This is a genomic window from Pseudomonas sp. YNh, assembly GCF_037993085.1.
GTDB lineage: Bacteria > Pseudomonadota > Gammaproteobacteria > Pseudomonadales > Pseudomonadaceae > Aquipseudomonas > Aquipseudomonas putida.
Genome location: NZ_JBBMRJ010000021.1, coordinates 37,747 through 51,877 on the forward strand (window position 1 = coordinate 37,747; position 14,131 = coordinate 51,877).

At 65.5% G+C, this 14,131-nt stretch carries 12 protein-coding genes; 11 read left to right on the plus strand and 1 reads right to left on the minus strand.

The window, feature by feature from the left end:
* Positions 1-58: 58 nt before the first annotated feature.
* From WF331_RS20190 to WF331_RS20235, 10 genes are all read left to right on the plus strand, one after another.
* Positions 59-847 carry an alpha/beta fold hydrolase gene (locus tag WF331_RS20190; protein WP_016498714.1) on the plus strand — a complete coding sequence of 263 codons (789 nt, stop codon included), beginning with the start codon at positions 59-61 and terminating at the stop codon, positions 845-847.
* Positions 844-1,698: an alpha/beta hydrolase gene (locus tag WF331_RS20195; protein ID WP_340623237.1), complete on the plus strand. Its 855-nt coding sequence runs from the start codon at positions 844-846 to the stop codon at positions 1,696-1,698. The genes WF331_RS20190 and WF331_RS20195 overlap by 4 nt, the downstream gene beginning before the upstream one ends.
* 109 nt (positions 1,699-1,807) lie before the next feature.
* A complete protein-coding gene (locus tag WF331_RS20200; protein WP_016498716.1) occupies positions 1,808-2,602 on the plus strand; it encodes a DUF4892 domain-containing protein in 795 nt (264 codons plus the stop codon).
* A 12-nt stretch (positions 2,603-2,614) separates the two neighbouring features.
* Positions 2,615-3,667 (plus strand): AI-2E family transporter, encoded by a 1,053-nt coding sequence (locus WF331_RS20205; protein ID WP_340623238.1) that lies wholly within the window; start codon positions 2,615-2,617, stop codon positions 3,665-3,667.
* A gap of 232 nt (positions 3,668-3,899) precedes the next feature.
* Complete coding sequence (gene kdpF / locus WF331_RS20210; RefSeq protein WP_003251485.1) at positions 3,900-3,989, plus strand: K(+)-transporting ATPase subunit F; 90 nt, start codon at positions 3,900-3,902, stop codon at positions 3,987-3,989.
* Positions 3,990-3,998: 9 nt separating this feature from the next.
* Positions 3,999-5,693 (plus strand): potassium-transporting ATPase subunit KdpA, encoded by a 1,695-nt coding sequence (gene kdpA, locus WF331_RS20215; protein WP_016498718.1) that lies wholly within the window; start codon positions 3,999-4,001, stop codon positions 5,691-5,693.
* Between the two features lie 9 nt (positions 5,694-5,702).
* Positions 5,703-7,757 carry a potassium-transporting ATPase subunit KdpB gene (gene kdpB / locus WF331_RS20220; protein WP_016498719.1) on the plus strand — a complete coding sequence of 685 codons (2,055 nt, stop codon included), beginning with the start codon at positions 5,703-5,705 and terminating at the stop codon, positions 7,755-7,757.
* 10 nt (positions 7,758-7,767) lie between these two features.
* The gene (gene kdpC / locus WF331_RS20225; RefSeq protein WP_340623239.1) at positions 7,768-8,325 is read left to right on the plus strand and encodes a potassium-transporting ATPase subunit KdpC; all 558 of its coding nucleotides are present in this window, start codon (positions 7,768-7,770) and stop codon (positions 8,323-8,325) included.
* A 133-nt stretch (positions 8,326-8,458) separates the two neighbouring features.
* A complete protein-coding gene (locus WF331_RS20230) occupies positions 8,459-11,113 on the plus strand; it encodes a sensor histidine kinase (RefSeq protein ID WP_016498721.1) in 2,655 nt (884 codons plus the stop codon).
* A complete protein-coding gene (locus WF331_RS20235) occupies positions 11,110-11,805 on the plus strand; it encodes a response regulator (RefSeq protein WP_049277298.1) in 696 nt (231 codons plus the stop codon). The genes WF331_RS20230 and WF331_RS20235 overlap by 4 nt, the downstream gene beginning before the upstream one ends.
* 103 nt (positions 11,806-11,908) lie before the next feature.
* Here WF331_RS20235 and WF331_RS20240 read toward each other — a convergent pair whose 3' ends face one another.
* Positions 11,909-12,814, minus strand: coding sequence for a LysR family transcriptional regulator (locus WF331_RS20240; RefSeq protein WP_049277296.1), 906 nt, complete (start codon positions 12,812-12,814; stop codon positions 11,909-11,911).
* A 79-nt stretch (positions 12,815-12,893) separates the two neighbouring features.
* On the opposite strand from WF331_RS20240, the gene WF331_RS20245 reads away from it, so the two are divergent.
* Entirely contained in the window at positions 12,894-14,129 is a 1,236-nt protein-coding gene (locus tag WF331_RS20245; protein ID WP_284400006.1) for a flavin monoamine oxidase family protein, read from the plus strand.
* Positions 14,130-14,131 lie beyond the last annotated feature (2 nt).

Below are 14,131 nucleotides of genomic sequence, written 5' to 3' on the forward strand. Positions count from 1 at the left end.
GCTGAATCGCGCCCCGATGCCGACAATGAGCCATCATCTTCCGTCCGGACCAGGCGCCATGTCGCAGCAGATCTTCTTCGCTCATGCCAACGGTTTCCCTTCGGCCACGTATGGCAAGCTGTTCGCTGCCCTGGCGCCGGACTACCAGGTGCGGCACCTGGCCCAGCACGGCCACGATCCGCGCTTTCCGGTAGACGACAACTGGCAGAGCCTGGTCGATGAGCTGCTGCATCACCTGGCGCAGCAGGACCAGCCCATCTGGGGTGTCGGGCATTCGCTGGGAGGAGTGTTGCACCTGCATGCTGCCTTGCGTCGCCCCGAGTACTACCGTGGGGTGGTGATGCTCGACTCGCCGGTGCTCACCCGTGCCGACCAGTGGCTGCTGCGCACCGCCAAGCGTTTCGGTTTCATTGACCGCATTACCCCGGCCGGCCGCACGTTGGGGCGCCGCGAAGTTTTCAATGACCGCGACAGTGCCCGGGACTATTTTGCTGGCAAGTCACTGTTTCGCCATTTTGACCCCGACTGCCTCGAAGCCTATGTAGAACATGGCCTGCAGGCGATGGAGCAGGGGCTGCAACTGCGCTTCGATCCGGCCACCGAAATCAGTATCTACCGCAGCATCCCGCACACCAGCCCCGCGCCCGCACGGCAGTTGCAGGTGCCGCTGGCCATGGTGCGCGGCGAGCGCAGCAACGTCATTCGCCGTCACCACACCCTGGCGGTGCGCGGTATGCCCAAAGGCGAATACCACAGTGTGCCCGGCGGCCACATGTTCCCGCTGGAGCGCCCGACCGACACCGCCAGCCTGATCAAGGGCCTGTTCGACCGCTGGAGCCAGGCATGAGCGCGCAGGTGCAGGAAGTGCGCCTCAGCCTGGGCCATATCGAACTGGCGGCTCACCTGTTCGGCCCCGAGGACGGGCTGCCGGTAATTGCCCTGCATGGCTGGCTGGATAACGCCAACAGTTACGCCCGCCTGGCGCCGCAACTGAAGGGCCTGCGCATCGTCGCCCTGGACCTGGCCGGGCACGGTTACTCGGAACACCGTCCGCCTGGTGCCGGCTATGCCCTGGCCGACTACGCCCACGACGTGCTGCGGGTTGCCGAGCAGCTGGGTTGGCAGCGTTTCGCCCTGTTGGGCCACTCGCTGGGCGCAATCATTTCGGTACAACTGGCCGGCGCCTTGCCCGACCGGGTCAGCCACCTGGCGTTGATCGACGGCGTCATCCCGCCGACCGGTGCCGAGCAGGACGCAGGCGAGCGCTTGGGGATGGCGCTGCAAGCCCAGTTGCGGCTGGATGGCAAACGCAAGTCGGTGTACGCAACGCTGGAAGAAGGCGTGCATGCGCGGATGAAAGGCATGGTCGCGGTCAGCCGCGAGGCTGCAGAATTGCTGGGGCAACGTGGCCTGATGCCGGTACCCGGTGGCTACAGCTGGCGCAGTGACAGCCGCCTCACCCTGCCATCGCCGGTGCGCCTGAGTGAAGCCCAGGCCATGGCCCATGTGCGCCGGGTGAGTTGCCCGGCGCTGTTGGTGGTGGCCGCCGACGGCATGCTGGCGCGCCACGCCGCGTTGCTTGAGCAGCTACCCTTTGAGCAGGTGACGCTGCCCGGTGGCCATCACCTGCACCTGAATGATGAGCAGGGCGCGGCCCTTGTCGCAGACTGTATCAATCGCTTCTTTGGCTTTGCTTGACTTGCACCGGACAAGTGTCGAGGCTTGGCGGGTTGAACAGGGAGACAACCATGCAACTGCCAGACATCCTGGAGCTTCACTTCGGCGCCGCGCGCCGCCTGGTTCGCCAATGAGCGCGCCTGTTGCCATCCGTACTGCTGTCGCCGCCTGCCTGGCGCTGGCCAGCCCTTTGTTGTGGGCGGGCAGCCTGCCGGTGCCGGTGGACGCAAAGGTCGTTGACCAGCGCCCGGCCGTGGAGCAGGAGCGTGTCTACCCCATGGGCCCGCTGCGCAAGATCAGCGGCCGCCTGCGGGTCGAGAACAAGGTCGAGAGCCGCGGCCAGGTCAGCTCGGTAACCTACGAACTGCCAGTCGAACGGACTGCACGTGAAGCCTTCACCAGTGCCCGCGAAGAGCTGCAGCGTGACGGCGGTTACCCGTTGTTCTGGTGCCAGGGCCGCGATTGCGGCGAGGCCAGCCTGTGGGCCAACGATGTGTTCGCCAATGCCCGCCTCAACGGTGGCGACGAGCAGCAGGCGTTCATCTTGCTGCGCCGCTCGGCAGAAGAGGCCGACACCTTGGTCGCGCTGTACAGCGTCACCCGTGGCAACCGCCGCGCCTACCTGCATGTGGAGGAGTTCGTCGCCGGCAGCCCGCTGGGCGAGCTGCTGCCAACCGCCGCCACGGTGCTGCGCGAAATGCGTGACACCGGCAAGCTCGACTACCCTGACCTTGCTGCACCGCAAGACACCTGGGTGAACCTGCTGGCCCGCAGCCTTAACCTCGACAGCACCTTGCGCGCCAGCCTCAGTGGCGCCCAGGCCGAAGCCTGGCGCGAGGCGCTGGTCAAGGCCGGTGTGCGCAATGGCCGCCTTGAGGTCGGCAGTGCGCCTACAGACGGCCTGCACCTTGAACTGATCCGTTGAACGAGCGCCACCATGGTTAACAATGATCGCCTGCTGGTCCAGATTCTGCTGCTGGCGTTACTGGGCGCCGGCCTGTGGGTGATGGCACCGTTCATTTCGGCATTGCTGTGGGGGGCCATCCTGGCCTTTGCCAGTTGGCCGTTGATGCGCTTGCTGGCCCGTGTGCTGGGCGGGCGTGAAACCCTCGCGGCAAGCCTGCTGACCACGGCCTGGATCCTGATCGTGGCACTGCCGCTGGTGTGGCTGGGGTTCAACCTGGCCGATCACATTCGCGATGCCACGGCGTTTGTACGTGACGTGCAGGTCGATGGCCTTCCCGATGCGCCGGCCTGGCTGGGTGGCATTCCATTCGTGGGCGAGCGCCTGGTCAACGGGTGGCAATCGCTGGACCAGCAAGGCGCGGCCTTGCTGGCCTCGGCCAAGCCCTACTTCGGGCAGGTGGGCAACTGGTTGCTGGCGCGCAGTGCGCAGATCGGCAGCGGTGTGCTGGAACTGACCCTGAGCCTGGTGTTCGTGTTCTTCTTCTACCGCGACGGGCCGCGTCTGGCAGCCTTCGTGTTGCGCTTGCTGCACCGGCTGATGGGCGAGCGCGCCGAGTATTACCTGGAGCTGGTAGCCGGTACCGTGCAGCGGGTGGTCAACGGGGTGATCGGCACGGCGGCGGCGCAGGCGCTGCTGGCGCTGATCGGCTTCCTGATTGCCGGGGTGCCCGGGGCGATCGTGCTGGGCCTGGTGACCTTCATGCTCAGCCTGATCCCCATGGGCCCGCCACTGGCCTGGATCCCGGCCACTGCCTGGCTGGTGTGGAAGGGCGAATACGGCATGGCGGTGTTCCTGGGTATCTGGGGCACCTTCGTCATCAGCGGCGTGGACAACGTGCTCAAGCCGTACCTGATCAGCCGTGGCGGCAACCTGCCACTGGTGATCGTGCTGCTGGGTGTATTCGGTGGCTTGCTTGCGTTTGGCTTCATTGGCCTGTTCATTGGGCCGACCTTGCTGGCGGTCGGTTACAGCCTGCTGCTGGACTGGAGCCGTAACGCCGCACAGCAGCCGCCACAGCAATAAGCCTGTAACGGGCTCTTCGCGGGCACGCCCGCTCCCACATGTACTGCACAGTCTTCATGGCCTGTGTTGTACCGGTGGATTCACCGGCGAAGAGGCCAGTACAGGCAGCCCAACAAGCTGATCTTTACGCATTCTTTATACCTCCCCCCATCCCCAGATCTCGCCCCTTTACGCCCCTCCCTAAGACAATTTCCCCAAAGCGGCCCAAGCCGTAACACGGGGAGAACCACTCATGAACATGCTCGACGGGCTGTCACTGCTGCTGGCAGTGGCCTTGGCGTTTTATCTGCTGGTGGCGCTGCTGCGCGCCGATCGCAGCTAGGGAGCGACCATGCACAGTTACGATTTCGCCTTGCTCCTGGCGTTCTTTGCCATCGTGCTGCTACCGGCACCCTGGCTCGGGCGGTTCTACTTCAAGGTCATGGAAGGCCAGCGCACCTGGCTGTCGCCACTACTCGGCCCGGTCGAGCAAGCTTGCTACCGGCTGGCGGGGGTGAACGACAGCCAGGAGCAGAACTGGCGGCAGTACACCCTGGCCCTGCTGGCCTTCAACCTGGTCGGGTTCCTGCTGCTGTTCGCCGTGCTGCTATTGCAGGGCTACCTGCCGCTCAACCCGCAGCACCTGCCAGGCCAGGAATGGTCGCTGGCGTTCAATACCGCCGTCAGTTTCGTGACCAACACCAACTGGCAGGCCTACAGCGGTGAGGCCTCGGTCAGCTATTTGAGCCAGATGCTCGGCCTGACCGTGCAGAACTTTGTCAGTGCTGCCACCGGCCTGGCCGTGCTGGTTGCGCTGTGCCGTGGCATTGCCCGGCGCAGCACCTCGACGCTGGGCAACTTCTGGGTCGACATGACCCGTGCCACCCTCTACTGCTTGCTGCCGCTGTGCTTGCTGTTGGCGCTGTTGCTGGTATGGCAGGGCGTGCCGCAGACCTTTGCCGACTATGCCCATGCGCTGACCTTGCAAGGTGCTGACCAGACCATTCCACTGGGGCCGGCTGCCAGCCAGATCGCTATCAAGCAATTGGGTACCAATGGTGGCGGCTTCTTCGGCGTCAACTCGGCGCACCCGTTCGAAAACCCCACGGCCTGGAGCAACCTGTTCGAGGTGGCTTCGATCATCCTCATTCCGGTGGCCTTGGTGTTCACCTTCGGCCACTACGTGAAGGACCTGCGCCAGAGCCGCGCCATCCTCGCCTGCATGCTTGCCCTGTTCCTGATCGGTGGCAGCACGGCGTTGTGGTCCGAGCATCAACCCAACCCGGCCCTGCAGAACCCGCAGGTGCAGCAGACCGGCCCCCTGGAGGGCAAGGAAAGCCGCTTCGGCACCACCGGTTCGGTGCTGTGGACGGTCACTACCACCGCGGCCTCGAACGGCTCGGTCAACGCCATGCACGACAGCCTGAACCCGCTGACCGGCATGGTGGCGATGGTCAACATGATGGTCGGCGAGGTGATCTTCGGCGGCGTCGGGGCTGGCCTCTACGGCATGCTGTTGTTCGTCCTGATCGCGGTGTTCCTGGCCGGGCTGATGATTGGCCGCACCCCGGAATACCTGGGCAAGAAACTCCAGGCCCGTGAGGTGCAGTTGCTGGTGGCGACCCTGCTGGTGATGCCGGTGGGCGTGCTGGTGCTTGGCGCCATTGCTGCCAGCCTGCCAGGCCCGGCGGGGGCGGTCACCAACCCTGGGGCGCATGGTTTCAGCCAGCTGCTGTACGCCTATACCTCGGGCACGGCCAACAACGGCTCGGCGTTCGCCGGTTTTGGCGCCAACACGGTGTACCACAACCTGATGATCGGCCTGGCCATGCTCATCGGCCGCTTTGGCTACATCCTGCCGATCCTGGCCTTGGCCGGCAGCCTGGCGGCGAAGAAAAGCGCGCCACAGGGGCAGAACAGCTTCCCCACCCACGGCCCGCTGTTCACCGGCCTGCTGCTGGTGACCATTTTGCTGGTCGGTGGCCTGACCTTCCTGCCGACCCTGGCCCTTGGGCCAATCGCCGAACACCTGAGCCTGGGTTTTTGAGGACCGATCATGAACATGCCCATTCCTGAAGTGAATACCCGGCACACTGCCAAGGACCAGACCCGCTTCGCCGCGCTGTGGCGCCCGGCGCTGGTGCAGGCGTTCGTCAAGCTCGACCCGCGTCAGCTCAAACGCTCGCCGGTGATGCTGGTGGTGGCCCTGACCGCAGTGCTCACCACCGTGCTGTGCTTCGCCCCCGGTAATGGCGTGAGCACGGGTGTTGCCGTGCAAATCGCCCTGTGGCTGTGGTTTACCGTGCTGTTCGCCAACTTCGCCGAAGCCCTCGCCGAGGGCCGTGGCAAGGCCCGCGCCGACAGCCTCAAGGCCGGTAGCCAAGGCCTGACCGCTCAGCGTCGCCAGCGTGATGGCAGTTACGAGACGGTTGCTGCCAGCGCGCTGCGCAAGGACGACGTGGTACGCGTGGTAGCCGGCGAGATGATCCCCGGCGACGGCGAGGTGCTTGAAGGTATCGCGGCGGTCAACGAGGCCGCCATTACCGGCGAGTCTGCACCCGTGATCCGCGAGTCCGGCGGCGACCGCTCGGCGGTCACCGGCAACACCCGGTTGGTCTCCGACTGGCTGCTGATCCGTATTACCAGCAACCCAGGCGAGTCGACCCTGGACCGCATGATTGCCCTGGTCGAAGGTGCCAAGCGACAGAAGACTCCCAACGAGATCGCCCTAGACATCCTGCTGATCGGCCTGACGCTGATCTTCCTGATCGTGGTGGTGACCTTGCAGCCGTTCGCCCAATTTGTGGGGGGCAGCCTGCCGCTGATCTTCCTGGCTGCGTTGCTGGTGACGCTGATCCCCACCACCATCGGCGGGCTGCTGTCGGCCATCGGCATCGCCGGCATGGACCGGCTGGTGCGGCTGAACGTCATTGCCCGCTCGGGCCGTGCAGTGGAAGCCGCCGGTGACGTGCATACGCTGATGCTCGACAAGACCGGTACGATCACCTTCGGCAACCGCCGCTGCAGCGCGCTGCATGCAGCACCGGGCATCGCTGCCAAGGAACTGGGGGAGGGCGCCTTGCTGGCCTCGCTGGCTGACGATACTGCCGAGGGCAAGTCGATTGTCGAGTACCTGCGCCAGTTGCACGACTTCGTCGAGCCTCCCGCCGGTCAGTTCGAAGCCGTGGCCTTCAGCGCCGAAACGCGCCTGTCGGGCATCGACTACCAGCAGCACCGCTACCGCAAGGGCGCGGTAGATGCAGTGCTGGCGTTCGTCGGCATGCAACGCCTGGAAATGCCCCCGGCGCTGGCCCGCGAAGTGGAACGTATTGCCCAGAGTGGCGGCACACCACTGCTGGTGTGTATCGACAAGCGCCTGCTTGGCGTGATCCACCTCAAGGACGTGGTCAAACCCGGCATCCGCGAGCGCTTCGCCGAACTGCGCAAGCTGGGCATCCGCACGGTGATGGTGACCGGCGACAACCCGTTGACTGCCGCTGCCATCGCCGCCGAAGCGGGCGTGGATGACGTACTGGCCGAGGCCACCCCCGAGAAGAAGCTGGCGCGCATTCGCCAGGAGCAGAACGACGGTCGCCTGGTGGCCATGTGCGGCGACGGCGCCAACGACGCCCCGGCACTGGCCCAGGCCGATGTGGGCATGGCCATGAACGACGGCACCCAGGCCGCGCGCGAGGCGGCCAACATGGTCGACCTGGACAGCGATCCGACCAAGCTGCTGGATGTAGTACAGGTCGGCAAGGAGTTGCTGGTGACCCGCGGTGCGTTGACCACGTTCTCTATTGCCAACGACGTGGCCAAGTACTTCGCCATCCTGCCAGCGCTGTTTGCGGCCATCTACCCGCAGCTGGGCGTACTCAACCTGATGCACCTGGCCAGCCCACAGAGCGCGATCCTGTCGGCCATCGTGTTCAACGCGCTGATCATCATCGTGCTGATCCCGCTGGCGTTGCGTGGCGTGCGGGTGCAGGCGGCCAGTGCGGCGCACCTGTTGCGGCGCAACCTGCTGATCTACGGCCTGGGCGGCATTCTGGTGCCATTTGCCGGGATCAAGCTGATCGACCTGCTGCTCAATGCCCTGAACCTGGTCTGAGGAGGCCGCCATGAATGCTTATGTACGCCCGGCGTTGAGCCTGGCCCTGTTGATGACGCTGGTGACCGGCGCACTGTATCCGCTGGCAGTGACCGGCACCGCCCAGGTTGTTTTTCCGGACCAGGCCAATGGCAGCCTGGTGCGGGATGACCAGGGCCAGGTGCGCGGTTCGGCACTGATCGCCCAGGAATTCAAGGGTGATGGCTGGTTCCATGCACGGCCGTCGGCAGGCGCTTACGCCACGGTGGCCAGCGGTGCCAGCAACCTTTCGCCAAGCAATCCGGCGCTGGCCGAGCGGGTCAAGGGGGAGGCGGCTGCGCTGTATCAGGTGCAGCAGGGGCCGGTGCCGCAGGCGTTGCTGACCACCTCGGGCAGCGGCCTCGACCCACACCTGCCACCGGAGGCGGTTGCCTATCAGATCCCACGTGTGGCGGCGGCGCGGAAACTGCCGGTGGAGCGCTTGCAAGCCTTGCAGGAAGAGGCCACCCTCCACCCATTGATCGGCCCACCGGTGGTCAATGTACTGGCGTTGAACAAGGCCTTGGAAAAGCTCGCAATTACCAAATGAAATTGAAGCGGTAGCAGGGACCCTGTGGGAGCGGGTTCACCCGCGAATGCGATAGTGCTGCCGGCAACGCATTCGCGGGTGAACCCGCTCCCACAGTTACGGTGCTTGCCCCTGAAAAAGCAAAGGATGAAACATGAGTGATTCCGCCCGCGCAGATGCGCTGTTGGCTAACCTACCGCGCACCGGCCGGGGTCGGCTGAAGGTGTTCCTCGGCGCCGCCCCCGGCGTCGGCAAGACCTTCGCCATGCTCCAGGCCGCCCACGGCCAGCAACGTCAGGGTGTGCAGGTGCTGGCCGGGGTGGTGGAAACCCACGGCCGTGCTGAAACCGAAGCGCTGCTCGCCGGCCTTCAGCAGCAGCCGTTGCTGCGCAGCCAGTACCGTGGCGTCACCCTTGAGGAAATGGACCTCGACGGCCTGCTCAAGGCTGCGCCGGCCTTGGCTCTGGTCGACGAACTGGCCCACACCAACGCCCCCGGCAGCCGCCACGCCAAGCGCTGGCAGGACGTGCAGGAGCTGCTGGCCGCCGGCATCGACGTGTACACCACGGTCAACGTCCAGCACCTGGAAAGCCTCAACGACAAGGTGCGCGACATCACGGGGGTACAAGTGCGTGAAACCCTGCCGGACTGGGTGCTGCAGGAAGCCTTCGAACTGGTGCTGATCGACCTGCCCCCCCGTGAACTGCTCGAACGCCTGCGTGAAGGCAAGGTTTACGTGCCCGAGCAGGCGCGGGCGGCCATCGATGCTTACTTCTCGCAAACCAACCTCACCGCCTTGCGCGAACTGGCCATGCAAACTGCCGCCGCGCAGGTCGATGCCGACCTCGCCGACGGCTATCGCCAGCGTGGCCAAGAGGCCCCGGCCTTGCGCGGGCGGCTTCTGGTAGGCGTGGACGGCGACGACCAGGCCGAACGCCTGGTGCGCCATGCCAGCCGCGTGGCGCAACGCCGCCACCTGCCCTGGAGCCTGGTGCATGTGGACAACGGCCGCCTGCGCGACGAAACCGCGCGTCACCGTTTGCAGGCCGCGCAGCAGCTGGCCGAGCGCCTGGGCGGTGAGGTGGTGCTGCTAAGGGCTGGCGAAGTGGCGCGCACGTTGATCCAGCATGCCGCCGAACGGCGGGCCAGCCTGGTGCTGGTGGGGCAGTCCCGTGACCGCCTGCGTCGTCGCCTGTTCGGTGCCGGTGTGGCTGCGCGGCTGCTGCGCGAAAGCCATGGGCTGGAAATCAACGTGCTGGACCGCGACATGCAGCCGCACGCACCGCGGTCGGCGGTGCGGCGGGTGTGGGTGTGGCGCCACTACCTGCTGGCGCTGCTGGCCACGGTCATGGCGGCGGGGCTGGCCTGGGCGGTGTCGAGTGTGCTGGCGCTGCCCAACATCTCGCTGGTGTTTCTGGCTGCGGTGTTGCTGGTGGCGGTGCGCAGCAGCCTGGGGCCTGCGCTGGCGTGCGCCGCGTTATCGTTCCTGACTTACGATTTTCTGTTCATTCCACCCAATTTCTCGTTCAGCATCCAGCGCGAAGAAGACGTGCTGACCTTGGTGTTCTTCCTGCTGATGGCCGCGCTTACCGGCAACCTCGCCGCGCGCCAGCGCCGCCAGTTGCAGGCGCTGCGCGAAACCCAGGCGCAGACCAGCCAGTTGCTTGACCTGTCGCGCCGACTGACCGTGGCCACCGACCGCCAGGCCGTGTTCAATGCCGCCGGCCAGCATCTGGACGGCTGGCAAGACATGCAGGTGTGCCTGCTGGAGCGCAACGCTGAAGGCCAGCTGCAGGTGGCCAGCGGCGAAGCCCACGCCTTCAGCGACACCGAACGGGCTGCCGCCGATTGGGCCTGGCAGCACGGCCAGGCCGCTGGCCATGGCAGCGACACCTTGCCCAATGGCCGCTGGTGGTGGTGGCCGCTGGCGGTGGACGAACAGCCTTTGGCACTGCTGGGTGTGCGCCCGCGCAACGGGCAGCCGCTCAACGACCCACGCCGGCGTCTGCTGACGGCCTTGGGCCAGCCACTGGCTCAGGCCCTGGCCCGCGCCCGTCTGGCCGAGCAGTTGGAGGCTGCGCGCCTGCATGGCGAAACTGAGCAGCTGCGCAGCGCCTTGCTGGCGTCCGTCTCCCACGACCTGCGCACGCCGTTGACCGCCATGCGCGGCAGTATCGACAGCCTGCTGGCGTTGGGCGAAGCGATCCCGCCTGAAGACCGCCGCGAGCTGTTGGAGGGCACCCGCAACGAGGCCGAACGCCTCGACCGCTATATCCAGAACCTGCTGGACATGACCCGCCTGGGCCATGGTGGCCTCAAGCTTGCCCGCGACTGGGTAGCCCCGGGCGACATCGTTGGCAGTGCGCTGAACCGCCTGCGCGTCGTGCTGGCGCCGCTGCGGGTGCACACCGACGTACCGGCCGAGCTGCCGTTGCTGTTCGTGCATGCGGCGCTGATCGAACAGGCGCTGGTCAACGTGCTGGAAAACGCCGCACGCTTCTCCCCGGCCAATGGTCGGCTGGAGCTGCAAGTGGCCGTGCATGAAGACCAGTTGCGCTTTACCGTCAGCGATCAGGGCCCGGGCATTCCAGTCGCCGACCGCGAGAAGATTTTCGACATGTTCTATACCGCTGCCCGTGGTGACCGCGGCGGGCAGGGCACAGGCCTGGGCCTGGCAATCTGCCAGGGCATGATCGGCGCCCATGGCGGGCAGATTCTGGTGGGCGAAGGCATTGATGGCCAGGGCACCGGCATCACTTTATGCTTGCCGCTACCCCCTCAACCTGAAGCCGAAAGCGAAACCCCATGAGCCAGTCCGCCACCCTGTTGGTCATCGACGATGAACCGCAGATCCGCAAGTTCCTGCGCATCAGCCTGGCCTCGCAGGGCTACAAGGTGCTCGAAGCCGCTACCGGCCAGGAAGGGCTGGCCCAGGCTGCACTGGGCAAGCCGGACCTGGTGGTGCTCGACCTGGGCCTGCCGGACATGGACGGCCAGCAGGTGCTGCGTGAACTGCGCGAATGGAGCGCGGTGCCGGTGATGGTGCTGTCGGTGCGCGCCAGTGAAGTGCAGAAGGTGGATGCGCTGGACGGCGGGGCCAATGACTACGTGACCAAGCCTTTTGGCATCCAGGAATTTCTGGCGCGGGTGCGGGCCTTGCTACGCCAGGTGCCACAGGCCGGGGGCTCGGAAGTGGCAGCCAGCTTTGGGCCACTGACCGTGGATTTTGCCTTTCGCCGGGTGACCCTGGACGGTGTGGAGGTGGCGTTGACGCGCAAGGAGTATGCCTTGCTGGCGCTATTGGCCGGGCACCCAGGGCGGGTGATTACCCAGCAGCAACTGCTCAAGGATGTCTGGGGGCCTACCCATGTAGAGAATACCCACTACCTTCGGATCGTGGTCGGGCATCTGCGGCAGAAGCTGGGTGATGACCCCACGGCGCCACGGTTCATCATCACCGAGGCAGGGGTGGGATACAGATTGGTGGCGCCGATAGCCTGACCCGCTTCCACAGCAACGAGCTCATTACCCCTGTTCTATACGTGACAGCGCAGCCTAAAGGCCTGGGCAATCTCCAAAAGGGCAGCGACGCCTGCAAGGGGCTTCACGCCCTGGGTGGCTCCTTCTCGAACAGCTGGCGCATTACCTCCAGGTAGCGTCGAGCGCCCAGGCCCAACGGGCGCGATTTGATCCAGATGATGTCCACCCACAGGCGCAGGCGGCTGGCCATGTTGTCAAAGCGCACCTCGGCCAGTGCACCGGAAGCAATCAGCGGTTCAACCAGCGGCTGCGGCAGATAGGCCCAGCCCAGCCCGGACTGCACCAGCTCCAGCGTGGCCAGGTAGCTGTCGGTCAGCCAGATGCGCCGCGACAGCACCATGCGCGGGTCCGACCCGGTGGCCTTGCCCGAGGCCACGATGATCTGCCGTTGTTCGGCAAAGGCCTCTTCAGGCAGTGGCGTGCCGCTGTTCTGCCCGGCCGGATGGCGCGGTGAGGCGACGGCCACCAGCAGTTGGCTGCCGGCTTCGAGGAACGACTCACGTTCGTCGATGCCGGGCCGTTCGAACACCAGTGCCAGTTGCACACTGCCGTCATGCAACAGGCGAATGGCTTCGGTCTGGGTGGCGGAGCGCACTTCGATTTCCAGGCTGGGAAATTCCTGGGCGAGGGTTTCCAGTGGCTGGCTCCAGCGGCCAGTCTGTAGCTCGGGCGCCACGGCGATGGTCAGGCGTTTTTCCAGGCCCTTGTGCAGTTGCAGGGCCTGGGCATCCAGCAGGTTGAGCTGGCAGATCACCTGCCTGGCCTGGGGCTCAAGCGCCAGGGCGGCGCTGGTGGGCAAGGCTTTGCGCGTGGCCCGGTCGAACAGCGGCAGGTCCAGCTCCGCTTCCAGTTGGGCGATTGCCATGCTTACGGCCGAAGGCACGCGGCCCAGCTTGCGCGCGGCGGCGGAGAACGAGCCGGCATCCAGCACCGCGAGGAAAATTGCCAAGGAGTCGCTGGTAAAGGCCATTGTCAGTAAACCTGATGATGATCATCTTTTATTGCTAGAAATTATGAACACTAATGCGCGTACAGGACAGTCCCCCCCGATGGAGAAGAGCGTGCATAGACCAACCGCGTGGCATGTCACTCACTGGAGTACAGACCCGTTCAGCCTCGGTGCCTACAGCGCGCTGTTGCCTGGAGGGACACCGCAGCATCGAAGTGACCTGGGCCAGGTGCTGCATGAGCGTTTGGTCATCGCCGGGGAAGCCTGTGACGCCAGCGCCCCGGCAATGACTCATGGCGCCTGGAATGACGGGCTGCGTGCCGCCGAGGCAGCCTTGAGTGCCGGCGCGCGCAGGGTGATCGTGATCGGCGCGGGCTGTGCAGGCCTGGCTGCAGCACAACGCCTGCGGGCGCAGGGTGTCGATTGCACTGTGCTGGAGGCACGGGGGCGAACAGGTGGCCGCACGCATTCTGTCGACCTGGGCGGCATAAAGGCGGATGAAGGCGCTGCATGGCTGCAGCATTTCGCTGAGAACCCATTGGCCACCGTTGCGCAGCAGCACGGCTTGGCTTGCGTCGAGACCGACTTCAGCCGCCCGCTTGCAGCTGCAAGGGGCGGGGTACTGCCCGATGTCGACGGCGCCTGGGCTGCCTTGACCAAAAGTATCGACCGGCGGCAGCCCTTGTCTGAGGCGATCAACCGCTACTTGGCCACACTCGACCCTGCGCGCAGGCGCGCCACACAGTTTGCCATCGACGCCAATCTTGTCCTGGAAGCGTGTTTGCCAGTGGAGCAACTGTCGCTCAGTGCGCTGGACGAAGAGGGTGTCGGGCATGGCGATAGCATGCTGCCAGGCGGCTACAGCGAGCTTGTCGACTTGCTGGCAAAGGACCTGGATATCCACCTGAACACTCCGGTAACCCACATCGACTGGTCGAGCGCGCGCGTCAAGGTGAATGAAGAGGTGTGCGATTTCTGCATTTGCACTGTCCCTGTGGGGGCGTTGAAGATGTTGCACTTCACCCCGGCGTTACCTGAAACACAGCAACAAGCGCTGGTACATCTGGGCATGGGCAAGCTGGAGAAGGTGATTCTGCAGTTCGATGAGCGCTGGTGGCCGTGTTCACCCTCCGGCTACCTGCGCTGGTATGACGTGCCTGCCAGTTGGGGTGAGTGGCTGGACCTGACTGATGCCGTAGGCAAGCCCACCATTGCCGGGCTGATTGCCGCCGATGCGATCGAGCGCCAGTTCAGCGGGCGCACGGATGAACAGATCGCCATGGCAGCAACGGGGGCATTGCAGGCGTGGGCCGCAGCCATCGGGCCCACGCCGTGATA

Excerpts from the sequence above, each read along its gene's own strand:
- WF331_RS20195 (WP_340623237.1), top strand. The coding sequence starts at position 844 with ATGAGCGCGCAGGTGCAGGAAGTGCGCCTCAGCCTGGGCCATATCGAA.
- WF331_RS20205 (WP_340623238.1), top strand. The coding sequence starts at position 2,615 with ATGGTTAACAATGATCGCCTGCTGGTCCAGATTCTGCTGCTGGCGTTA.
- kdpA (WP_016498718.1), top strand. The coding sequence starts at position 3,999 with ATGCACAGTTACGATTTCGCCTTGCTCCTGGCGTTCTTTGCCATCGTG.
- kdpC (WP_340623239.1), top strand. The coding sequence starts at position 7,768 with ATGAATGCTTATGTACGCCCGGCGTTGAGCCTGGCCCTGTTGATGACG.
- WF331_RS20245 (WP_284400006.1), top strand. The coding sequence starts at position 12,894 with ATGGAGAAGAGCGTGCATAGACCAACCGCGTGGCATGTCACTCACTGG.
- kdpB (WP_016498719.1), top strand. The coding sequence starts at position 5,703 with ATGAACATGCCCATTCCTGAAGTGAATACCCGGCACACTGCCAAGGAC.
- WF331_RS20190 (WP_016498714.1), top strand. The coding sequence starts at position 59 with ATGTCGCAGCAGATCTTCTTCGCTCATGCCAACGGTTTCCCTTCGGCC.
- WF331_RS20200 (WP_016498716.1), top strand. The coding sequence starts at position 1,808 with ATGAGCGCGCCTGTTGCCATCCGTACTGCTGTCGCCGCCTGCCTGGCG.
- WF331_RS20235 (WP_049277298.1), top strand. The coding sequence starts at position 11,110 with ATGAGCCAGTCCGCCACCCTGTTGGTCATCGACGATGAACCGCAGATC.
- WF331_RS20230 (WP_016498721.1), top strand. The coding sequence starts at position 8,459 with ATGAGTGATTCCGCCCGCGCAGATGCGCTGTTGGCTAACCTACCGCGC.
- WF331_RS20240 (WP_049277296.1), bottom strand. The coding sequence starts at position 12,814 with ATGGCCTTTACCAGCGACTCCTTGGCAATTTTCCTCGCGGTGCTGGAT.
- kdpF (WP_003251485.1), top strand. The coding sequence starts at position 3,900 with ATGAACATGCTCGACGGGCTGTCACTGCTGCTGGCAGTGGCCTTGGCG.